This window comes from Marinovum sp. 2_MG-2023 (genome assembly GCF_030548265.1).
Lineage (GTDB): Bacteria > Pseudomonadota > Alphaproteobacteria > Rhodobacterales > Rhodobacteraceae > Marinovum.
Genome location: NZ_JAUOSD010000022.1, coordinates 36,293 through 56,497 on the forward strand (window position 1 = coordinate 36,293; position 20,205 = coordinate 56,497).

At 60.5% G+C, this 20,205-nt stretch carries 24 protein-coding genes; 8 read left to right on the forward strand and 16 right to left on the reverse strand.

Annotation, left to right across the window (positions count from 1 at the left end; all coding sequences use genetic code 11):
• The first annotated feature begins 82 nt into the window (after positions 1-82).
• From Q4577_RS19220 to Q4577_RS19245, 6 genes are all read left to right on the forward strand, one after another.
• Positions 83-373, forward strand: a complete 291-nt coding sequence (locus tag Q4577_RS19220) for a putative quinol monooxygenase (RefSeq protein WP_303471956.1) — start codon at positions 83-85, stop codon at positions 371-373.
• Between the two features lie 29 nt (positions 374-402).
• On the forward strand, positions 403-564 hold the full coding sequence (locus Q4577_RS19225; protein WP_165907599.1) for a hypothetical protein: 162 nt from the start codon (positions 403-405) through the stop codon (positions 562-564).
• A gap of 134 nt (positions 565-698) precedes the next feature.
• Positions 699-1,796 carry an L-dopachrome tautomerase-related protein gene (locus Q4577_RS19230; RefSeq protein WP_303471966.1) on the forward strand — a complete coding sequence of 366 codons (1,098 nt, stop codon included), beginning with the start codon at positions 699-701 and terminating at the stop codon, positions 1,794-1,796.
• Positions 1,797-1,860: 64 nt separating this feature from the next.
• A complete protein-coding gene (locus tag Q4577_RS19235) occupies positions 1,861-2,874 on the forward strand; it encodes a zinc-binding alcohol dehydrogenase family protein (RefSeq protein ID WP_303567644.1) in 1,014 nt (337 codons plus the stop codon).
• 1 nt (position 2,875) lies between these two features.
• The gene (locus Q4577_RS19240; RefSeq protein ID WP_303471972.1) at positions 2,876-3,076 is read left to right on the forward strand and encodes a hypothetical protein; all 201 of its coding nucleotides are present in this window, start codon (positions 2,876-2,878) and stop codon (positions 3,074-3,076) included.
• Positions 3,073-3,255, forward strand: a complete 183-nt coding sequence (locus Q4577_RS19245; protein ID WP_303471975.1) for a hypothetical protein — start codon at positions 3,073-3,075, stop codon at positions 3,253-3,255. The genes Q4577_RS19240 and Q4577_RS19245 overlap by 4 nt, the downstream gene beginning before the upstream one ends.
• 588 nt (positions 3,256-3,843) lie before the next feature.
• Here Q4577_RS19245 and Q4577_RS19250 read toward each other — a convergent pair.
• From Q4577_RS19250 to Q4577_RS19320, 15 genes are all read right to left on the reverse strand, one after another.
• Positions 3,844-4,572 (reverse strand): DUF736 family protein, encoded by a 729-nt coding sequence (locus tag Q4577_RS19250; protein WP_303471977.1) that lies wholly within the window; start codon positions 4,570-4,572, stop codon positions 3,844-3,846.
• A 125-nt stretch (positions 4,573-4,697) separates the two neighbouring features.
• Positions 4,698-5,000 carry a hypothetical protein gene (locus Q4577_RS19255; RefSeq protein WP_303471979.1) on the reverse strand — a complete coding sequence of 101 codons (303 nt, stop codon included), beginning with the start codon at positions 4,998-5,000 and terminating at the stop codon, positions 4,698-4,700.
• 100 nt (positions 5,001-5,100) lie between these two features.
• Positions 5,101-5,562, reverse strand: a complete 462-nt coding sequence (locus tag Q4577_RS19260) for a hypothetical protein (protein ID WP_303471981.1) — start codon at positions 5,560-5,562, stop codon at positions 5,101-5,103.
• Position 5,563: 1 nt separating this feature from the next.
• Positions 5,564-5,950, reverse strand: coding sequence for a DUF6878 family protein (locus tag Q4577_RS19265; protein ID WP_303471983.1), 387 nt, complete (start codon positions 5,948-5,950; stop codon positions 5,564-5,566).
• A 121-nt stretch (positions 5,951-6,071) separates the two neighbouring features.
• Positions 6,072-10,334 carry a strawberry notch-like NTP hydrolase domain-containing protein gene (locus tag Q4577_RS19270; RefSeq protein WP_303471985.1) on the reverse strand — a complete coding sequence of 1,421 codons (4,263 nt, stop codon included), beginning with the start codon at positions 10,332-10,334 and terminating at the stop codon, positions 6,072-6,074.
• 330 nt (positions 10,335-10,664) lie between these two features.
• A complete protein-coding gene (locus Q4577_RS19275; protein WP_303471987.1) occupies positions 10,665-11,195 on the reverse strand; it encodes a hypothetical protein in 531 nt (176 codons plus the stop codon).
• An 18-nt stretch (positions 11,196-11,213) separates the two neighbouring features.
• On the reverse strand, positions 11,214-11,969 hold the full coding sequence (locus tag Q4577_RS19280; RefSeq protein ID WP_303471989.1) for a hypothetical protein: 756 nt from the start codon (positions 11,967-11,969) through the stop codon (positions 11,214-11,216).
• A gap of 263 nt (positions 11,970-12,232) precedes the next feature.
• Positions 12,233-12,751 carry a type II toxin-antitoxin system YhaV family toxin gene (locus Q4577_RS19285; RefSeq protein WP_303471991.1) on the reverse strand — a complete coding sequence of 173 codons (519 nt, stop codon included), beginning with the start codon at positions 12,749-12,751 and terminating at the stop codon, positions 12,233-12,235.
• Positions 12,748-13,074, reverse strand: a complete 327-nt coding sequence (locus tag Q4577_RS19290) for a type II toxin-antitoxin system PrlF family antitoxin (protein WP_303471994.1) — start codon at positions 13,072-13,074, stop codon at positions 12,748-12,750. The genes Q4577_RS19285 and Q4577_RS19290 overlap by 4 nt, the downstream gene beginning before the upstream one ends.
• A gap of 126 nt (positions 13,075-13,200) precedes the next feature.
• Positions 13,201-13,854 (reverse strand): hypothetical protein, encoded by a 654-nt coding sequence (locus Q4577_RS19295; RefSeq protein ID WP_303471996.1) that lies wholly within the window; start codon positions 13,852-13,854, stop codon positions 13,201-13,203.
• Positions 13,854-14,447, reverse strand: a complete 594-nt coding sequence (locus Q4577_RS19300) for a regulator (RefSeq protein WP_303471998.1) — start codon at positions 14,445-14,447, stop codon at positions 13,854-13,856. Before Q4577_RS19300 ends, Q4577_RS19295 begins: the two co-directional genes overlap by 1 nt.
• Before the next feature lie 74 nt (positions 14,448-14,521).
• Complete coding sequence (locus Q4577_RS19305) at positions 14,522-16,504, reverse strand: ParB/RepB/Spo0J family partition protein (RefSeq protein ID WP_303472000.1); 1,983 nt, start codon at positions 16,502-16,504, stop codon at positions 14,522-14,524.
• Between the two features lie 155 nt (positions 16,505-16,659).
• Complete coding sequence (locus Q4577_RS19310) at positions 16,660-17,049, reverse strand: DUF3768 domain-containing protein (RefSeq protein ID WP_303472002.1); 390 nt, start codon at positions 17,047-17,049, stop codon at positions 16,660-16,662.
• 69 nt (positions 17,050-17,118) lie between these two features.
• Positions 17,119-18,057 (reverse strand): ArdC family protein, encoded by a 939-nt coding sequence (locus Q4577_RS19315; protein WP_303472004.1) that lies wholly within the window; start codon positions 18,055-18,057, stop codon positions 17,119-17,121.
• Positions 18,058-18,096: 39 nt separating this feature from the next.
• The gene (locus Q4577_RS19320) at positions 18,097-18,582 is read right to left on the reverse strand and encodes a hypothetical protein (RefSeq protein ID WP_303472007.1); all 486 of its coding nucleotides are present in this window, start codon (positions 18,580-18,582) and stop codon (positions 18,097-18,099) included.
• 445 nt (positions 18,583-19,027) lie between these two features.
• On the opposite strand from Q4577_RS19320, the gene Q4577_RS19325 reads away from it, so the two are divergent.
• Together Q4577_RS19325 and Q4577_RS19330 are read left to right on the forward strand one after the other, a co-directional pair.
• Positions 19,028-19,378: an MbcA/ParS/Xre antitoxin family protein gene (locus tag Q4577_RS19325; RefSeq protein WP_027264271.1), complete on the forward strand. Its 351-nt coding sequence runs from the start codon at positions 19,028-19,030 to the stop codon at positions 19,376-19,378.
• Complete coding sequence (locus tag Q4577_RS19330) at positions 19,378-19,890, forward strand: RES family NAD+ phosphorylase (RefSeq protein WP_303472020.1); 513 nt, start codon at positions 19,378-19,380, stop codon at positions 19,888-19,890. The genes Q4577_RS19325 and Q4577_RS19330 overlap by 1 nt, the downstream gene beginning before the upstream one ends.
• Positions 19,891-20,038: 148 nt before the next feature.
• Here Q4577_RS19330 and Q4577_RS19335 read toward each other — a convergent pair.
• Positions 20,039-20,205 (reverse strand): DDE-type integrase/transposase/recombinase (locus Q4577_RS19335; protein ID WP_303472025.1); only part of this gene is annotated, 167 nt, incomplete at its 5' end.

Genomic DNA, 20,205 nt, shown 5'->3' on the forward strand with positions numbered 1-20,205 from the left:
ATTTCGAATGAAGTCTGTTTATCCGTATATTCCTGCGATGTATATGTTTGTCATCAGAACAGACATTCAAAGGAACACAACAATGTCCAAGCTTACAATCGTCGCCAACATTCACGCCAACGCCGACAAGATCGACCTGGTCAAAGCCGAGCTGCTGAAGCTGGTCCCGATCACCCGCGCCGAAGAGGGCTGCATCAACTACGATCTGCATCAGGATAACGAAAACCCTGCGCATTTCATGTTCTACGAAAACTGGGAAAGCCGTGAACTCTGGCAGAAGCATATGAACGCGCCGCATCTGGCCGCTTACATGGCCGCCACCGATGGGGCTGTTGCGGAATTCATTCTCAACGAGATGTCCCACATCGACTGAGCGACGCCACGACAACCGGAGACCGCATCATGAAAACGACCCACGCCACCACAGCAGAAATCCAACCAAAGGACGTAAAACGCCCGGACGCGCGGCTGTCGCCACATGACATAGCGGGTATCCGGAACCGTGGGTCGGCGGCATCCGCCGTCGATCTGGCGGGGTGGTTACGACGCGTCTTTCGCAAGTAACCATTTCACCGACTAACACAAAACCCTTTCCCGTGATTACCAAAAATCTGGCACCTGCGTGCCGGATCACGGGGAGGTGGGCCTCACATATCCCCACTCCGAAGTCCCAATCGCTCCTCTGAAAGGCGCCTCCCATGACACCAACAAAACTGCTCACATCCGCAATTGCTTTGTCCTTCGCATTCGCCGCGCAAACATCTGCCGATACCACCGCTGACCTGATAACCTTTGCGGAAATCAGCGACACGCGCCCCGGCAACATCACCGTGACACCGGACAACCGCGTGATCATCACACAGCAGCCGCTGGATGGCCCCACTTTGCGCGTTGTCGAAGTTCTTGAAGACGGCACCAAGGTTCCGTTCCCGACGCAGGACTGGGCAGATGGCCCCGAAGCGGGCGACGTCGGTATTGCTGGCACCATCGGGATCAAATCGGATGCAAACGGCATCGTGTGGATCCTCGACATGGGTAGCGCGGACAGCGCACCGAAACTGGTTGGTTGGGATACACAGGCCGACGCGCTCCATGAGATCATTGAAATCCCGTCCGACGTCGTCACACCGATCTCTTTCCTTCAGGATTTCGCCCTCGATGAAGAGCGCGGCAAAATTTACATCGCCGACATGACTTTCACGGCACCAGCGGCCGACCTGAAGCCTGCGTTTATTGTGATCGACCTTGAAACCGGCACTGCACGCCGCGTTCTGGAAGCATCCGGGACACTGATGCCATCTGACGAGGATGTAGTCATCGACGGCAATCTGGTTGGCTTCAAAGACGCCGACGGCAACGCGACCCCCTGGCACCTGTCGATGAACGCGATCACAATCGACCCGACGTTCGATAACGTTTACTTCGGTACGATGAATGGCCGCGACATCTGGCGCATCCCCGCCGCCGCTTTGGCAGATGCGGCGCTGGACGATGCCGCGCTGGCGGGCCAGATAAACCGCTACGCCGAAAAAGGCCCGAACGACGGCTTTATCATCGACGGACAGGGCCGAGTGTTCTCCGGCGACGTCACCCGCAATGCCGTGACGGTGTCTACACCGGACAGCTTCGAAATCTTTGCGCAGGACGACAAGCTGCTGCGGTGGGCCGATGGCTTTGCCTTCGCACCGGATGGCACGATGTACATCGTCGCCAACCAGCTGCACACGCACCCCGCGTTGAACATGGGCGACGATGGCAGCGACCACAGCTATGTCATCCTGACCGCGAAACCCTGATCCAACACCTTGCGGCACCGGACAAACGGTGCCGCTCCGATTATTCCAGTCTCGGAGAATGAAGATGAAAGCCATCGGCTATACCACCAACGGTGCCATTGATCGAGCCGACGCCCTGATCGACCTTGAGATCGAACAACCGACCGCAAAAGGCCACGACATCCTGGTCAAGGTTGCGGCGGTGTCGGTCAACCCCGTCGACACGAAGGTTCGCCAGAACCGCCCTGCAGAAGGCGACACGCCTGTGATCCTCGGCTGGGATGCCGTGGGTGAGGTTGTTGAAATTGGCGACAAGGTCAGCCAGTTCAAAACCGGCGACCAGGTCTGGTACGCGGGCGCGATCAACCGCCCCGGCACCAATGCCGAATATCACCTCGTCGATGCCCGTATCGTCGGGCGGGCGCCAAAGACAATCGAAACCTCTGCCGCCGCCGCGCTGCCGCTGACCACGCTCACCGCGCAGGAGATGATTCTTGACCGCCTGAAGGTTACCGATCCGGTGCCGGGTGCTGCGAATGCCATTGTGATCATTGGCGGCGCGGGAGGCGTTGGATCCATCGCGATCCAGCTTTTGCGCCAGCAGACGGACCTGACGATCATCGCGACAGCCTCGCGTGCCGAAACCCAGGACTGGGTCAAGGAACTGGGTGCGCACCACGTAGTAGACCATTCCAAACCGCTGCCCGAACAGATTGCCGCGCTGAACATAGGCGCACCTGCCTTCGTGTTCTCGACCAACTATTCTGAAACCTACGTACCGCAGATCGCCGAATTCATCGCGCCGCAGGGCCGCTTTGGCCTGATTGACGACCCCAAGGGCTTTGACATCATGCCGTTCAAGGGCAAAGCCGTGTCGATCCACTGGGAGTTGATGTTTACCCGCTCGCTGTTCACTACCGACGACATCGCGCGTCAGGGTGAAATCCTCGATACCGTGGCTGGCCTGATCGACGCAGGCAAAGTGCGCTCTACCGCGACCGAGAGCTTCGGCACAATCAATGCCGAAAACCTGAAGCGCGCCCATGCCCTGATCGAAAGTGGCAGGGCAAAGGGCAAGATCGTACTGGAAGGCTTCTGAGATGCAGGTGCGCAGGCTTGATCACGTCAACATCCAAACCACCCAGGTCGAAGCGTTGGTGGCCTGGTACGGCGACATATTGGGCTTGCGCACCGGCCCGCGCCCGAACTTTCCATTCCCGGGCGCCTGGCTTTATGCTGGCGACGCCGCTGTCATCCATCTGGTCGGGCATGGCGGTGATCCGGCGTCGGTTCCGAGGTGAAACTCGAACTCGAACATTTCGCCCTGACCGCGACAGGCAAAGCAGATTTTGAGGCAAAATTGAATCACAGAGCCGTTCCTCATCAGCGCTTCGAACTGGACGAGATCGGAGTTGTGCAGTTCCACCTCCGCGATCCCGATGGCAATCACGTCCACATCGATTTCATTTCGCAAGAATGACGAGCCAATGGCGGTCGGCAGTTTTATTAAGGTATCCTGCGCCGTGAAAGCGAAGCAATTATGGATGTCACAGATTTAGTCCCGACGAAAACAAAAATGGCCCGCCATCCTATTTATACGTTTTAAAGCAACAAGCTGAATGATTCCGCTTAGTATAGTTTAGTGCCTGTGAGTGATCGCGCTTCAGAAACCCGGTGCAGCACAAAACAGCCATCGCTACGGGGCGGAGGGCCTTCTGCATCGGCGATAGCCACTCCGGAGATATGTCGGATTTTTCCGCGCAACCGTTATCGAGCCTGTAAGAATACTGTGCGATGGATGAATGGCTGGAATGCGAAAGCTGCGGTGCGGCGCTCGACGTGGAGGTGAGTGACCGGTCTGAGTCGTCGTGGCCTAAGTGTTTTTCTGTGTTTGCAACATTCTGCAGCTGCGAGCGTGGTAGGTTTGGGCTCAGAGTTCGCATTCGCTGCGGACGAAACGAACGTCTCCAATGCACGCTGGGTTCCTTCAAGCTACCAGCACAGAAAAAGGGGAACCGTGATCCCACGGCTCCCCTTTCGGTTCAGGTCGTCTCCCCCCGCGCGCCGATTAGGCGACCAAGGAGAGCCCCGCGCCCGCGTCCTGCGGTTGCTGACCGCTGTCGATGAACGGGATGATCGAGAACGTCTGCCCGCCGCGCTGTTCTTCGTTCTGCACGGCGTTCACGCGCAGGTCACCATCGGGCGTGTTGATCAGCAGCGACAGGTAGTCATTGCCGGTGCGGCTGCTTCTCGCCATCCAGGCTGAGCCGACGCGGATTGGCGTGCCCCGGGGCGAGCTGACCTCGATCCGGTAGTCGGGGTGGGTCTCCTCGGTCTTGTAGCTGTTCTCGATCAGCATGAACTCCAGATCGAACATCATGTTGGCGATGTAGCCAGTGAAAGCGTTGTCGGCGTCCATGGCAGTAAGCTCGCCTGAGATCGAGCCGGATTTCATCAGGCCGTTCGAGACCAGAGGGATGATCTCGAACGCGCCACTCTGGGCCGTGCGCGCCTCTTTCGTCTGCACCGCGTTGACCCGGAAGGGGCCGAGGCCGACATCGATCTGCATCGAGATGTAGGGGTTGCCGCTGGTATTGCCGGTTTCGTTCCAGGCCGTGCCGATGCGCACCTTGCGACCGGACTTGTTGATCGCCGTCACGTCATAATCCGGGCTGCGCGCGGACATCTTGGCCCGTGCCTCAAGCTGGATGGCGATGTCAAATCGCGTCGAGTGAATCATGCCGGTGTATTCAGCGGCGGCGGTCTCGACATTGCGGGTGAGGGTTCCTGCGAACATGGGATAGTTCCTTCTTGGATTGGCCGGTGCCTGACGTTCTTGCCAGCGCATCCGGGATTGCTTTCTCGACCCCTCCTGGGATCACAAACCAGAAAGCTTGCTTTCCTTTCAGCCCCGCCCACGGGTCAGAGCTGCCGTCCGAGTGGGCATGCCCCCGCGCGTTCGGGTGCTACGCCCCTCCCCTGCCCCTCTGGTCTTGATTGGCGGCCCAGATTTTCTGCGGCGACCTTCGGTTGCGCGACGAAGAACTCCGCCTCTTTTCCGTTCAACCCGTGCCCGCCCCGGTCGGTCAGGCCGATGCAGCTGCCGTTCGGCAGATAAGTGATGAGGTACTGACCGAGCCGGTCCTTGTGGACAACGTAGCCGGTATTGGACCAATGCACGGTCTGGCCGACATCGACGGCCGCCTTGATGTCTTCGAGTGTCATGTGAACCTCCTTACGAAGAATGGTGGGGAAACCACGCAAGAAGCCCGGTCGTCCAACCGGGCTTCCGCGCAGCATTCGTTTGGCAAACCGCAGAGAGTTGTCAGGCGCTCTGCGTGACTTGCGTCGCGCGCGCCGCCATCCAATCTTTCAGGCCAAGAACCGTTCTGCCGGCGGCGACCTCGGAGGCCCAGGCAACCCTTGGATCGCCGCAGGGCTCCCCGCTGACGTGCTGCTCGATATGGCCATTGGCCATCCATGGCTCAGGCTGTATGCGTCGCAGCCAGTCCGCCATACTCGGGATACGGCCTTGGCAGTCTTCACGGATATGCTGCTCGCCGATCCAGCGCACGGGGATGTCCCGACCAGCGCTATTGGTCAGGGTCAGACCGAAGACACGTTCAGCATCGAACAGGCCTTGGGCATGGTGACGCAAGGCCCGGTGCGTGAAGAGCGCGAGGTGCTCTTTCGAGGCGTCAAACCAATCGTGCACGGCCTGATAGTCAGACGGCACCCCGCCGAATTTCCGGGCAGAGCTTTCGGCATGATGAAGCGGATGGGCCATCTCAAAGCCCCTCGTCATAGCTGTGCGAGCATTCGACATAGCGGTCGGCGTGATCGAGGATGATGCTGTCTAGTGCTATGTCCCAGGTCAGCGTGCCGTAGCCGCCCTCGTTGTTTTCAAACCCCGGGTGATGATGATAGGCGAGCGACCAGGCGAAATCGCCAACCTCTGTGGCAAGCACCTCCGGCAGTTGGACCTCTGCAGGCTGCACCGTCACATCCTCGACATTGCCGGAGTTGCCATAGCCTTCGTATTCGGCAGTGACCCCGCTGATGCCAAGCGCACGTAGTTGCGCGAGCAGCTCCGCTCGGGTCGCCTTCAAGGTGGTTTCGCGCTCCGCGCGCCACTGAGCCGCCATCGCGGCATAATCGATCTGGGGATTGGTCATGGGTCTGTCCTCTTGTCTGCAATTGGGGGGCCGGGCGTGGCATTGGTCAGCGCGCGCCCGGAAAGCGCAGACCGGCCAAATCCCGATCCGCGACGCCCGACCCAAAGCCCGCTTTGACTTTTCAGGCGGCTTGTTCTGACGTCATGGCGGCTTCCTGCCCAACGATCCGGGCCAGAATGCGGCCCGTGTCGATCCCGTCCCCATGCGGCAGGAACACCCGCAGCTGGAAGGCGATGATCTCGGTGAAGCAGCCGAGGGCCTTAAGGCCGTCGATCATGCCCTTGTCCACGCCGCCAAGCTCGAGGCGCATCTCGCCTGCGACACGGCGACGGGTCAGGGTGAGACCCCGGCCCAGATCGACAGGCGTGGTGGTGCCGAGGACAGCGGTCAGCATCTCCTGCGGCGTTTGCGGATTGGAGACGAGGAAGCGGGCGCGGAGCGCCGCCGCACCTTCTTCGCTCAATGTGGGCCCGATCATCGCCGCCGCCCCGTCCGGCGTGCCCCGGTAGATGCGCTCATTGGTGGTCGGGATGTCCTTCCAGATCGGCAAGAGCAGCCCGGTCAGCAGGTAGAGCTTGGTCATGGTGGTCTTGGGCAGGGACGCCGCCTCGGCATCCCAAAGCCCTGCAAACTCATGCCTCCCGATGTCCTCCCAGGCCGAGGACTCAAACCGTGTCTCCTCCAGATAGCTCGACCCGTTGGGCCGCACCACCTTGCGCATCAGCGTGACGATGTCTTCGTCATACATCTGCATCGGGCGTGCCGAGATGAGCGCCGCGCGACCCGAGGCGCGATTGACCATCGACCGCTTGTCGGGGTTGCGCGACAGGGCGTCATCCGCCGACAGCACGTGGACCGGGTCCGTCACCTCGAGCCCGATGATCCGCGTCACGGCTCCGGACTTTGGGCAGGTCCAGAGATCCTCTGTGGAGACCTGTCCGATCTTTTCGCCGCGCAGAGTTTCCACGCCGAGATCAAGCGTGCCTGCTGCGCGCGCCCGTTCCGTCTGATCGGCAATCCGCCTCATGAACTCGGCAAAGAGCGCGTTCTGCATGTGGATGGGAAGGGCAAGCACCCGATTCAGAAACCGCTGGATCGGGGGAAGTTCCTCGAGAAGCACCCCGTCCTTGTCGATCAGTCGCAGGGCTGTCCAGTCGGTGAAGCTCTCGTAGCTCATCGCCTCGGCGCGCCCGGCGGCAAGATCGGCGAAATACCCGCGCAGCGCCGCCCGTGCGATCGGGCTTTCGAGATTGTCCTCCTCGCGGAACATGCCCTGCGAGCCGGTCTCGCGCTGGCCCTTGGTCAAGGCCCCGAGCTGGTCGAGGCGTTTGCTGATCGTCGAGGTAAAGCGCTTCTCGCCATGCACATCCGAGGTGCAGACCCGGAAGAAGGGCGCGCTGACCTGGGCCGAGCGATGCGTGCGACCCAGCCCCTGGATGGCCGCATCGGCGCGCCAGCCGGGCTCCAGCAGGTAGTGCCGCCGCCGTTTCTGGTTCTTCGCCGTTTGTGCTGCGTGATAGGACCGGCCCGTACCGCCCGCATCGGAGAAGATCAGGACATCCTTCTCGCTGTCCATGAAGGCTTGGGTCTCAGACGAATTGCTGCTGGCGGCGCGCTTCTCGATGAAGAGATGGCCGTCCTCAGCCTTGAGGGGGCGGACGGAGCGCCCTGTGACTTCCGCGACGACCTCGTCCCCCAACGCCCATAGTATCTGGTCGAGCGCCGAAGGGATCGGGGCCAGCGTCATCAACTCCATCATCGCCGCATCGCGCAGGGCGAGTGCCTCGCGCGAGACAACGAGCGCGCCGGTCTCATCCCGCAAAGGTTCCGCCACCATGTTGCCGTCGATCTCGACCAGCTTTTGCGCATGGATCGGGAAGGCCTGTTCGAGGTAGCCCAAGACGTAGTCGCGCGGCGTCAGGGCACCCTCGACGAGCTCATCTTCCGGGTCCATCGTCTCAAGTCGGCGCTTCAGCAGGCTCTCGCCGGTTGAGACGACCTGAATGACGCAAGCGTTGCCCACCGCTAGATCTTCCTCGATGGCGCGGATGATGGTCGGGGCCTTCATGCCCATCAGGAGATGGTTGAAGAAGCGCTGTTTCGTGCTCTCGAAGCGGGACTTGGCCGAGGCGCGTGCAGCCGAGGCATTAGTCTCCCCCGAGGCATCGTTGACACCGGTCGCTGTCAGCGCCGCCTCGAGATTGTGGTGAATGGTGCGGAAGGCACCCGCATAGGCGTCGTAGATCTCGATTTGGGTCGGGGTGAGCGCGTGTTCCAGCACGTCGTACTCCACGCCGTCGAAGCTGAGGGCCCGGGCAGCGTAGAGCCCGAGCGTCTTGAGATCGCGCGCGACAACCTCCAAGGCGGCGACACCGCCTGCCTCCATCGCCGACACAAAGCTTTCGCGGCCTGGGAAGGGGTATTCGGGGCCTTGCCCCCAGAGACCGAGACGCGCGGCATAGGCCAGGTTGTGCACGCTCGTGGCGCCCGTGGCCGAGATGTAGAAGACGCGGGCGCGGGGTGCTGCGAGTTGCAGCCGCAGGCCCGCAAGGCCCTGCTGGGAGGGTTTGACCCCCCTGCCCTGCTCGGACCCTGCCGCGTTCTGCATGGCATGGGCCTCATCAAAGGCCAGTACGCCATCAAAGTCTTCACCCATCCAGGCCAGGATCTGGCTCAGTCGCGTGGTGCCGCATTTGCCCGCGGACCGCAGCGTGGCGTAGGTGACAAACAGGATGCCGTCGCCCATCGGGATGGGCTGGTCCGGTTTCCATTTGGAGAGCGGCTGGATATCCGCGGGCGAGCCGCCGAGATCGGTCCAGTCGCGGACCGCGTCCTCGATCAGCGTGGCGGATTTGGAGACCCAGATCGCCTTCCTGCGCCCGGCAAGCCAGTTGACGAGGATCAGCCCCGCGCATTCGCGGCCCTTGCCGCAACCGGTGCCGTCGCCGAGGAAATAGCCAAGGCGATAGGCACGTGCATCCGGGTCATCATCGGCGCGGGTCAGTTTGGTCTGGTCGTCATCGATCGTAAACCGCCCCGGCAGGTCACGCCCATGGGCATCATGGGCCATGATGATGGTCTCGAGCTGTGCCTCGGAGAGATTTCCCTCCTCAATCAGCTTAGCGGGCAAGCGTAACTCCGCACTACCGTCACCCGAAGACATGGGCGGCGCCACAGAGGCCATGGCGATGCTCTCGACGAGCGGCGTGGGATGTTCGCGCGCACCTGCGATCTCAATCCGCTGCGGGCGGTAACGCGCATAAATGTCCGAAACGGGCGTGTTGTCGCGCGGGGTCTCGAAGCTTGTGAAGCTGAGCGGGATGGCAGCATTGGCCTGGGGCTTGGAGGTGGCGGCAGGCGCAGCGGTGGTCTTGCGCACGGCAAATGCGGGACCGACCGGTCGAGCCTGAGGGAGTGCCGCCGCCCGTTGTGCGGGGCGCGCCTCGGGCCGGGTTGCGGCCACGGCGTCGACATAGAGAAGGGCTTCATCGAGATCCTGAACTGTAGCGCGGACGAATTCGCCACCGTCCTGCACCTTGTCGAAGACCATGAGCTGGGTTTCCACGGAGGTGCCGAGCTTGCGGTAGACCTGCCCCGGCATCGTCAGCGCCAGTCGCGGTGTCAGGATTCCACGTGTGCGGGACCAATGCGCGGAATCGCGCTCAGATGTGAACCCCGGCGGCATGATCGCCACCAGCCGCCCGCCGGGCGCGAGACGCTTTGCAGCCGCAATGAGATGTTTGGCAGCGATGTGCTTGTCTCGCGAGCGATCGACCGAGGAGGCAAAGGGCGGGTTTATCACCACAACGTCGGGTAGAGCCGACGTCTGCAACAGATCGTCGATATGTTCGCCGTCATGGCCCGTCACCTCCCCGCCGAAGAGGCCCCGCAGGAGGCTCTGGCGAAAGGGTTCGATCTCGTTGAGCAGAAGTGTGGCACCAGCCCGTGCCGCGAAAGCAGCCAGAGCACCGGTGCCCGCCGAGGGCTCCAGAACGGTCTCGCCCTTACGAATAGCTGCGGCCCGCAAGACCAGCGCCGCAAATGGCAGCGGCGTGGAAAACTGCTGCAGCCGGATCTGCTGCTCTGACCGGCGCGTTTCCGTCAGGAGCCGTGAGGCCAGCAGCTTTGCAGCGGCGATGTCACCTGCCGCGCCGTCCCCACGCAGCAGCACCTGAACAGCCGCGGCCTGCATCAGGTCGTAGGCCATGCGCCAGTCCCAGGCACCGCCGGCATCGCGGCCATGGAACGTCTCTCGCATGATACGCGCGAGCGCTGAACTGCGCAGGGGTTGGGTGTCGACCTCCGCGCCGATCTGCGCGAGGGCTGAGACGAGTCCAGCGGCGGAGATTGAGAGAGCCGGGTTTGCCGGTTTGGGTTTGGTCATGGGGGTTTCCTTTGGTTCAGGGTCTGAGTTCCAAAGGACAAAAAGCCCGCTTTCGCTTTTCAGGAGATCCGAGCCAAAAGCCATTAAGAAGGGTGGGCCGTCAACGTGGTCCACCCTCCTCAGCAACAAAGAGAAAGCCACGCAGCAAAACAGCTGGACTTATTGATCAAAAAGCCGACATTGAGGCAGCGCGCGGCGATCGACAGCTAGGAGCCCAAACTGCCAGATGCTGCAGTGTTTGCGAGGGAAAGCAACGTGCAGGAGACGGGCATTGAAAAATGCTCATTCACCGGACGTGAAGCAAGGGCGCGGGCGGCGAAGATACGATATTCAGTTGCCCAATACCGTGTTGCCAGATTTTCCGTATTTTGAAAGTTCTTTAGAAAGTTCCAGCCAATCATTTGCAATCTTTTGACCCATGTCCCCCACAGGAAATCGAGTTTTACCGCCATCTTCCTCGTAAGGATATCGCCCCCGGGTAATTTCATCTTTGGAGAGCGAAATCATCAATTCGTAAAGCTGTGCCGGCAAATACTTTTTCAGGTCAGAAGCGACTTCTTCAGGTAGCCTTTTAATATTGGCAACGTGGCCAACAAAGGCATGTTCGACGGTTTCATCGTCCGGGCCATCCGCACTTGTGACCGGGCCATGCGAAACTGTGACGTGCAATGATTTTAGAAACAGCTCAGTTGATATCACGCTGAGATGATGAACAACAAACCAGTTTTGTATTTCGAGAAATCCGCTTTTTTCAGACTCTCGTAAGAACTCCGCCTCGGCGGCTTCGCAAAAAGCACATGCAGTTTCGAAAACCGGATTTGGCGCCCATCCCGGCTTCAGGGTGTACTTGAAGGTTTCCATTCGGCTTCCTAGGCAGTCCTATTTTACGACTTTCGAAGTATCCAGGTTATCATCCCAATGCCAGACTGGCTGACGCCAGTATGGGAGTCCTTTTATTACTCCGTCTATTGCTTCGAGGATAGGCATACGACGCATTTCGGGGCCTCGACCAAAGCGGAGTGGCGGCGGCTTCTCTGGATAAGCATCTTTGTTAGCCAACTGAACGCCGAAAAGAAGAAGATCCTCGGCGTCTGCTTGAAATTCTCCGTGTGCGCGGTAGTATTCGATGTTATCAGCAGCGAGTGCTTTGGAGAGGCGGCTGCCAACGGGATATTCGGCAACGATCCAACAGCATTCGACTGATGACTGCCGATACTTTTCGGTCCTGAGGCGGAAGTCGCGAAGATGTTGGCTAGAAAGCTGAACCTCAAATGCTATCCGTTTGCCATTAGAATGCGTAATGAGAGTATCTGCTTTCCATTGGGTTCCATCCGGAGCGCTTCCTGCGACCTCGACGTTGGCCTGATAACCCAATGCACGCCCAGCTTTCACAGTATCAATTTTGAGGCGAGTGTGGGCGTAACTCTCGGGTTTTGGAAGCTTACCAGGATAGCCGGGGTGATGAGCGAAGAAGCGGAGACCACGGATTGAAGTTTTTGGTATCGCTGGCCAGTCGGAGCGCGGCATTCGTAACGTGCCTTTGGAGGAAGTGCTGAGCGCCTCCCATTCAACTTCAGTAAGCGAAAATGCTTCAACTAACTCGCCAGTATTTGCTTCATATGCGATTTGCCCCACAATCATCTCCTTGGTGCCCGCAGGGGACTATTGCATTAAATCTGAATGTCGGCAAAGGCTGGGATCGGTCATTGGCGCAATCGCAGCGAACGGCAAGTGTACGGATACGGTGGGACTTCTGAGAATTTCATCGTACCAGCCATATGACACACCAATGTCGCCTATTTCACTTGGCCCAAGGGTGACGGGAGATTGAAACGCATAATGCCCCCTTACTGGCAGCCTTAGCGTGGGATTACGCCCCTTCCGGCAACTGACCCCACTTACCGATCTGGCGCCGCTTCAAGGGAAGTTTCGAACCGCTTGTCCGCCGCCGCTGCTTCTTTCAAGAGCGCGTCGAAATTGTCAGGTGGATTTCCCTCTTCCAGCATCCCTTTGAACGTCGCATAGGCATCCGTCTTGCTGCCATAGGCGCGCAGGGTCTTGTCGTCGTTCACCCAAGCCACCACGATGACCTTCGCATCGCTGTTGAACCGATAGAACAGCCGATACTGCTGGAAGAATTTCGCCCGGAACCAGTGCTTGCGGTGATCGCCGAGTGTGCCGCCTTGCCGGAAGGCAGCGGCTCCCGGGTCCGCCGGTATGGCCTCGGTGACCAGCTTGAAGATGGCGGCCAGCCGTTTCGTGGAATTTTTCTTGCGCCAAGTCTTAGGATCGCGTGCCTTACGCGCTTCAACTTCCTCGATCCGCCCTTCGAGCTGGTCCAGAAAGAGCGGATGCGCATAAATCGACCATCCGTTTACGACAAGGGGCGCGTGGGCGGGCACGCTATCGCCGCTCATTCATCCTCGAGCGATAGCGGCGCATCGAGATCAACGTCAACGTCTCCGACCAGTGCTGCAAGACGGCCATGCAAAGCCCCATCGAACGCCCGAATGCGGTCCGGATGCGCCTTGATATCGGCCTCGACAAAATCGAGAAAGGCGCCGAGCGCAGGATCATCCTCGTCGCTGCGCACGGGCTCGATATAGACCCTGCCACTCGGCTCGGTGCAGTAGCGAATCTGGTCGCCCTTGCACAGCTTGAGCTGTTTGCGCACACCCGCCGGCACGGTCGTCTGATACCGATCCGTGAGTTTCGAGACATCTTGTGCAAGCGCTGTCATGGCAGTCTCCTGAAAGAAAGGGGGTCTTTGCTGCCTTCGACAGGTAATGCATTTGCATTGCCTTGTCAAGGCAAGCCGCAGGATCTGCTGTCGCCGGGCAGGTCGATGAACCATCCGGCGCAGCAACTAATCTCGCCTCGCGAGATACTCCGCCAGCACTGGGCTGGCCGCCCCCTTCGCGGAGCTAAGCAGCTCCGAGCCTGCAAGCGAGGCCTTCGAGAGCCGCACGAGCCCGCCGGTTTCCTCAATGCGGTAGCAGCGGCGGTTTTGCCGCCCCCGCCTGTAGTGGGTCGCAGTGACGATCTGGCAGGTGCTGCCATCGGTGAGCGTCACAGGGGTGGCGAGCCTGATCTTGTCGCCTTCCTCATAGTCCGGGATCGCAGCCCAATCCCGGCAGCGCTGACGCCAGGCATGAGCATAGCTGTCCGGGTCCTTCAATTCGGAGAGCAGCGCCAGAAGGCTGAGCGGCGCACGAGACTCGTTCGGGCCAGCGCTTTCCTCCATGTCCTTGTAGCCCCAGCAGCCGTCATCGTATCGGGTGAGGAAGACAGCCCCGAACGTGATGGAGCCATCAGCATCGGTCACATAGGTCGTGTCTTCGACAGCGGTGCCGTCGAGATTGGTGACCCTTGCCGCCGCATACCAGGTGGAGCCAACCTTGCAGGCTTTCACCAGTTCGGTTTTGCGCGTGTTGCCCTCGAAAGTGCAGAGCCGGGCGATTTCCGCTTTCTCATCCGCGTAGGTCAGGACGCGGCGGTCTGTGTAGAACAGCCAACCCATCACGCCACCCTCCGGTCGTCGATTTCCATCAGCGCATCGAGCGGCACGCGGTAGGGCTGCATGGCGTCGAAATCCTCGCAATTGCCGCAGTTCTGCACGATTGCGAAGGTGTCGCAGGCATCCTTGAGGATGACCCGGAAGGTGCCGCCAAGGCCCGAGGGCACCTCGTAGGTTCCGCCGATGAGATAGTCCGAGGCCCGGCGCACGAAGACGCGGATGCTGTGGCCATCGGTGGCGAGCCGGATCGCCACCTGCCCCCGGTCGATGAGCACCTGCACATCGTCGAGAATGTCCGTGTAGAACTGGCCCGTCAGATCACGGAACGCCATGCGGCGCTGCGCCATCCAGTCTGTGTCCCGAAACGGGTTCATGCCTTGGGCGAAGGCGAAGGACGGATCGGCTTGCTCGGTCGTGACGATGCGGGTGGTCGTGCCATCGATGCCGTTCGAGCGCAGATGCACACCATTGCCGACGATGAGGATCAGGGCGGGCCTGTCCACCGGTCCGTTCCAGTTGGGCAGGAAGGTTTTGCAGGCGCGCGCATGGGCGATCTGCGCCGCGACGGCAGACGCCGAGAACTTGAGAATAGCCATGGGGATGTCTTTCTGTTCGGTTTGGAAGAGGGTCGACCCGCGCGGGGAATGCCTCGCGCGGGTCGTATGATGGCTCAGGCCGCTTGCGCGACCGCGCTGTCAGGCTCGGGGGTTTCCGCAGCAGGTTCCGTCTCATCACAGGCGACACCGGCGGTCTGCATCATGGGCGGGCACCAGGCGGCTACGGCAGCGCGCTGTGCGTCGGTGAGCGTGGCGAAGGGCTCGGCGAAGAGCTTGTCGCAGAAAGCGACGATCTCCTTCTTGCTCGACGAGGCCAGCGTCACCGCCTCCTGAGCCAGACCCAGATCCTCACCGAGGATCTTCAAGAGCCAGGCCTTCTTGAAGCGGTTGAACAGCGCCGCGTTCGGCGTCCAATGCGCGCGGATATCGGGCATGATCTCGATCTCGAAGTCATGCATCAGGCTGTCGCGCCGAGGGTCCCGCGCGAAGCAGGACTGCGTGGTGCTGGCCGTGGCATAGGCCACGAGCTTGGCCTTTTCCCCTGCTTCCAGCGCGCGAAACCCAGCGAACTGATCGGCGGCCGCGCGGGTGTCATCGAGCCACGAGAGGTCCAGCACATCATGCGCCGCCGCCACCTGCTCGAGCGAGGTCTCGTCGATCTCGTCCATCTTGGCGTGGGTGCGGTATTCCTTGCGGGCATCGATCTTGATGGACTGCGTGACGCTCATGCCACTGGCCAGAACGTCACTGACCAGCTTGAAGAGCGTCAGATCGAGCGTGGCCTCGGGATGCAGCGCCATCGCAGCGCCAAGGGCCATGGCGCGCTCGGTTTTGAGGTCCTTGGCGAGCGAAGCAGGGTAGCTGATCTCGCCCGGGTCAGGGGCCTCTTCCCCCGTCGGGCTAGTCGAGACGCCGCGCTTGCCCTCCTCTTTTACCGTGTCCTCCGGGCGCACGAGGCCCACATGGAGCGTGACCTTACCGGCCGACCACGACGCAATCACACCAGCGCGGGCGAGGTCCTCGGTGCTGTAGGCCTCCTGCAGGTCGCGGGCTTCGTCTTCCAGAGCGTCCAAGCGCTCGTAAAGGGCATTGTAGGCATCGTCTTCGAGCCCCTCATCCTCCATCTCGAGTTGCAGTTTTTCAAGTTCAGCGGTGATTTCATCCACGCGCTTCTGGGCGGTCTCATCAGGCTCGATCGGGCCGGGATAGACGCGGCCATAGTCGGCCATGGTCGCGTAATCATAGCGCACCATCGCATCGGCCCAGGCAAAGCCAAGTTTTGCGCGGGCCTCTTCGGCGGCGGCACTGAGTTTTTCAAGCAGGATGGTCTCGACCAGCGCTGGATCCTCGAGCACGGAATGCTCTTCCAGAAGATCGGCCGCGATCGCTCCGCCGCGGGCTTCATAGTCCTCGCGCACGAAGGCCCCGATATCATCGCTAACCTGCACACCGCGGGATTTGAGCGCCTGACGGACGGTGTAGGCCTGCAGGTAGTTGTCCTCCTTGGTAAGTGCCTCATAGACCTCGCGCTGCACCTCCTGGCTCGGGTGCTCGGCAAAGGCTTTCATCGTGTCGAGCGTGATCGTCTTGGCCCGGGCTGCGGCGCGGATGTCAGGGTGGATCAGGCCATAGCGCAACCGGCCTTTCACGGCCGCCACCGTGGTGCCGAAGGTCTTGGCGATCGTCTCGGGCGTCTGGCCATCGATCTCCATCATCCGGGCGAAGGCCTCGAACTCGTCGATGGCGTTCATCGGGGCTTGCGTAATGTTCTCGGCGAGCGACAGGGCCGTGGTGACCTCGCAATCCTCGGGTACCAGGCGACACTCGACTTTGGTCTTCGCCGTGAACCCCTTGGCGGCCTTGTCCGCGACCAGCTCCTTCAGCGCCACATGGCGCCGTCCACCGGCCAGCACGGCGTATTTGCCGTCGAGTTTCTGGACTAGCAGCGGCTGGAGCAACCCCAGAACGGCGATGCTGGCTTTCAGATGCGCGATGTTCTCGAGGTCATAGGTTTCCGGCGAGTTGCTCCGCACATTGGCGGGATGTGCAGTCAGATCGCCGATGGCGACAGAAACGGGTTTGAAACTTGCAGTCATGGGATGTCCTTCTCGGTGGGCAAGATGCGGCCCGCGCGCTTGCGTGTGACCAATCCCCGGGTTCGGGGATCACATCGACAGAAGGCCCGCTTTGCCTTTTGGGGGCAGCGGGCCTTCATCGTCTGGGATGTCAGTGGGAGGGGTCCCCTGCCCTTCTACCAGTCGCGCGCCAGCATGATGGTCAGCACGCGCGTGGTGGTGGCGGGATTGTCCGGGGTCTCGGCGCCGTAGCGGAAATCCGAGTCTGCCTCATAGAGATCGATTTTCCAGAACACGGTCTCGCCCCGGATCTCGAGCGCCCCGAAATCATGCCAGCCTTCGGGATCATTCTCGGGCTCGAACGTGTCGAACGCCCCCGCGGCTTTCACCGCCTCGGCCATGAAGCCGTCACCGGCCTCTATGAGCGAGCGGGTGACATGCATGCGTCCCTGGATGGGCTGCGCGGGCGGCACCCCGAGGCATGCGAGCTTGCGAAACGCGTCGTTCTGCGCTGCGATCACAATTGGATCCGGACGGTATGGCTGGGCTTGTGCAGTGATGGTCATTGGGCTCTCCCTTGAGAAGTTGAAACACCCCTTCCGAAGCCTTCTTTCCCTTTTGCCGACGCACACCCCTCAAGCGGCCTCGGCGTTCTCCCCGGCCCTACCCACTTCTGACCGTGCGATCAGGTAATCACTGGCGCGCTGCGCATCGGCGGCGTGCTTGAAGATCGCGTTCTTGTCAGAACGCAGAACGCGCAGCCAGTTGTAGAGATACGCCGCGTTCATCTCGAGTGTATGGGCTGTAAAGCCGAGCGTCTGGCCCAGGAACACGGAGGTCAGCTCGGCGACGATCTCTTCACGGGCATAGGCCGTGTTGCCAAAGCGTGACAGGCCGTAATCGCGGTTCAGCCGATGGCGCGCCTTGGTGGCATGGGCGAGCTCATGCGCCCAGACCTCGTAGAAGTTCCGCGGGTTCTCGAACCTGGAAATGGATGGCATGAAGACCTTATCCACGGGCGGCAGGTAGTAGGCTTCCGTCCCTGTGAAGACGGTCGTGATGTCGATGGTGTCGAAAAACGCCTGCATATGCGGGATGGGCTCGGACGGCAGATGCTCAGGCGCTGGCTCGGGGTTCGGATAGAAACTGTCGGGCAGACCCTCGATCTGGCAGGCATTGAACACGCGGTAGGATTTCTGGAAGCGGAAGATGCGGGCTTCCTCGGAGCGATCATCGCCATCGCTGCGGTCGTCCTCATCGCCGGCGTCTTTCCGGCTTTGGCCGTAAAAGACAACGACAGAGGACTTCTCGCCTTTGCGCACCTTTGCGTCCAAGGCATTGGCCTGCGGCAGCGTCATCCAGAAGGGCGAGCTGTGGCCCGCCATCACGGTCCGCATAGTGAGCAGGAAGTTGTTCACTCCCTGGTAGGGTTCACCGCCCACGCGCAGGGGGCGCGAGCTGCCACCTGCGGTCCAGGGTTTGCGCCACGGCAGGACGCCGCGCTCGATGATGCGGATGATTTCGTTTGTGATGACCGCGGAGGCATCGAATTTGGGCGTGCGGGATCGGGCCATGGCTGGCCTCCTTTCGTGTGTTGGTAAGAAGATTGGCGTTCAGGTTGACCGACGGGACCGCGGATCGTTGGCGATCCTGGCACCGAGCTTGTCGACCATGTCGATGTAGGTGGTCAGTGAAACAGACCTGCCGGCACCCGAAGGGTCAGGGTCGGCCGTTCCGTTCCGCGTCACCCGCGGCAGGTGCACGAAGGCGATGACATCGGTGACGGGTCTGATATCGATGAACGGTGTCCCTCGTGCGACCGCAAGAGCGGCCAATGGAAAGCGCTCGATCGGCGCGAGGGTCGAAACGGAAGTCCAACCGAGATGGATGAATGTCCCGCCCGCTCCGCAGATTACGTGGGCATTCGGTAATCTCGCCGCTTGCCTGAGATAGCCCAGATCACGCAGGACAGTCTCGCGTTCGAGCTGCCGCGCCAGCGCCGTTTGGCCAGTTCTGCGCAGCTCTCTATGCCGCCACCAAGAGGCAGCAGTTGCGCGCAACACGCGCAAGACACTTGTTTGCATGGGGAAGCCCTTCATCCGGAACGGCAGACCGGAACCCGGCCCGGACCCGGCTGAGGCCCCCCAAAGGCCCTCATCCGTCAGTCACAAAACTCGAAGAACACTTTCTCTTTCTACGGGCCAATTGGACCGTGGTAACAGCTGAGGGTCCGATACAACTGCGGTTCCCGGTGATTTCATGCGGTAAGTTCCGGTTGGGGTCCAAGATCGGCAAGCCATATCGGCAACCCCGGCCTAACCGCCGCTGGTTTTCTCATATTATCAATACTTTATCTTGTGTCTTGGATCGGCAAAAAACCCGGCTCCAGCCACGTTGCAGGCCCAAAAATCAGGACTTCCAACGTTCAGAACAATGCAGGGTTACGGATAAAAAATGGAACCGGAGGCGCAGAACCTCCTGCCAACTTGAATTTCAGCAATATTGCCGCTATATACCGTCAGTATCACTGTAGGAGAATAGGTCATGCACATCACGAACTTTGCTGAAGCTGGGCAATTCGAACCGCGCAAGATCGCCGCGGTACTACGCACATCAGCAGAAGAGATCGCATTGACCGTCGGCTTGGGCAAAGACGCGTTGCAGAGGCGAGCCCGCATCGGTTCGGACAAGACGCAGCGCCGCCTGCGCGAATTGGTAGAGGTGCTGAACAAAGTCGAACCCCGCTTCGGCTCGGAACTGATGGCCTATGCGTGGTACCGGTCAGAGCCACTGCCCGGCTTTGATGGCCGGACTGCCATGCAACTTGTTCAGGAAGGCAAAGCACAGCAGGTTCTGGAATACATCGACGCAGTCGACGCAGGCGTCTTCGCCTGATGCCTCTGAAAGATCGCCGCTATACAGGACCGCTCTATCGGGCGCTAAACCCGGTCTATGCACGTGAACCTCTGTCCGGACGAGGCGCTGAACTCTATGGAGGGCGCTTTAACGCCAAGGGCACCCCTGCACTCTACACGGCGCTTGATCCCACGACGGCTCTCCGAGAAGCCAATCAGGTCGGTAGCCTGCAACCCACGATCCTCGTGTCCTACACCGCCGATCTCGGCCCAATTTTCGATACCCGCGATCAGGACGGACTTGCCCGGTATGGCATCACAGAGGCGCTGCTCGCCGACCCAGCATGGCGCATGAAGATGCTCGACGGCCTATCGGTGCCGACTCAGGATTTCGCCGGGAGCCTCATCGCTGATGGGTTCGCAGGACTTCTGATCCGGAGTTTTGCGAAGGGCGCGTCAGCATCGGACTTCAACATCGTGTTGTGGAACTGGACCAGCGAAAGTGGCGTCCTTACTGCCGTGGACGACGAAAACCGTCTGTCACGGATGTGATCCGCTAGGTCAGAGCTTCAAATGATGGATCGGTTTTGTAGTGCTCGCCGGGAAGATAATACCGGCGCATCAAACATTTTGTGGTCACTTTGCAAACGTTCAAAGAAAGGTTTTGTAAGGGTAGTGTCGCAAACTGCGAGAAGCCGGACTACGCTGATTGGTCAAACTGACACTTTCGGATCAACTGTGCGACCTCGACCCCGGCGAGCGTGGCCGCTGCTGAATTCAACGATTTAACAGTCTGCATCGGCCGGAAAATTTTTTTGATGAACCGAAGATCCTGCTCAATGAAATTGTTGAGGTATTTCGTACGCC

Bases quoted from the DNA above. Each gene is read 5' to 3' on its own strand.
- Q4577_RS19220 (WP_303471956.1), top strand. From the start codon at position 83: ATGTCCAAGCTTACAATCGTCGCCAACATTCACGCCAACGCCGACAAG.
- Q4577_RS19225 (WP_165907599.1), top strand. From the start codon at position 403: ATGAAAACGACCCACGCCACCACAGCAGAAATCCAACCAAAGGACGTA.
- Q4577_RS19230 (WP_303471966.1), top strand. From the start codon at position 699: ATGACACCAACAAAACTGCTCACATCCGCAATTGCTTTGTCCTTCGCA.
- Q4577_RS19235 (WP_303567644.1), top strand. From the start codon at position 1,861: ATGAAAGCCATCGGCTATACCACCAACGGTGCCATTGATCGAGCCGAC.
- Q4577_RS19240 (WP_303471972.1), top strand. From the start codon at position 2,876: ATGCAGGTGCGCAGGCTTGATCACGTCAACATCCAAACCACCCAGGTC.
- Q4577_RS19250 (WP_303471977.1), bottom strand. From the start codon at position 4,572: ATGTTCGCAGGAACCCTCACCCGCAATGTCGAGACCGCCGCCGCTGAA.
- Q4577_RS19255 (WP_303471979.1), bottom strand. From the start codon at position 5,000: ATGACACTCGAAGACATCAAGGCGGCCGTCGATGTCGGCCAGACCGTG.
- Q4577_RS19260 (WP_303471981.1), bottom strand. From the start codon at position 5,562: ATGGCCCATCCGCTTCATCATGCCGAAAGCTCTGCCCGGAAATTCGGC.
- Q4577_RS19265 (WP_303471983.1), bottom strand. From the start codon at position 5,950: ATGACCAATCCCCAGATCGATTATGCCGCGATGGCGGCTCAGTGGCGC.
- Q4577_RS19270 (WP_303471985.1), bottom strand. From the start codon at position 10,334: ATGACCAAACCCAAACCGGCAAACCCGGCTCTCTCAATCTCCGCCGCT.
- Q4577_RS19275 (WP_303471987.1), bottom strand. From the start codon at position 11,195: ATGGAAACCTTCAAGTACACCCTGAAGCCGGGATGGGCGCCAAATCCG.
- Q4577_RS19285 (WP_303471991.1), bottom strand. From the start codon at position 12,751: ATGAGCGGCGATAGCGTGCCCGCCCACGCGCCCCTTGTCGTAAACGGA.
- Q4577_RS19290 (WP_303471994.1), bottom strand. From the start codon at position 13,074: ATGACAGCGCTTGCACAAGATGTCTCGAAACTCACGGATCGGTATCAG.
- Q4577_RS19295 (WP_303471996.1), bottom strand. From the start codon at position 13,854: ATGGGTTGGCTGTTCTACACAGACCGCCGCGTCCTGACCTACGCGGAT.
- Q4577_RS19300 (WP_303471998.1), bottom strand. From the start codon at position 14,447: ATGGCTATTCTCAAGTTCTCGGCGTCTGCCGTCGCGGCGCAGATCGCC.
- Q4577_RS19305 (WP_303472000.1), bottom strand. From the start codon at position 16,504: ATGACTGCAAGTTTCAAACCCGTTTCTGTCGCCATCGGCGATCTGACT.
- Q4577_RS19310 (WP_303472002.1), bottom strand. From the start codon at position 17,049: ATGACCATCACTGCACAAGCCCAGCCATACCGTCCGGATCCAATTGTG.
- Q4577_RS19315 (WP_303472004.1), bottom strand. From the start codon at position 18,057: ATGGCCCGATCCCGCACGCCCAAATTCGATGCCTCCGCGGTCATCACA.
- Q4577_RS19320 (WP_303472007.1), bottom strand. From the start codon at position 18,582: ATGAAGGGCTTCCCCATGCAAACAAGTGTCTTGCGCGTGTTGCGCGCA.
- Q4577_RS19325 (WP_027264271.1), top strand. From the start codon at position 19,028: ATGCACATCACGAACTTTGCTGAAGCTGGGCAATTCGAACCGCGCAAG.
- Q4577_RS19330 (WP_303472020.1), top strand. From the start codon at position 19,378: ATGCCTCTGAAAGATCGCCGCTATACAGGACCGCTCTATCGGGCGCTA.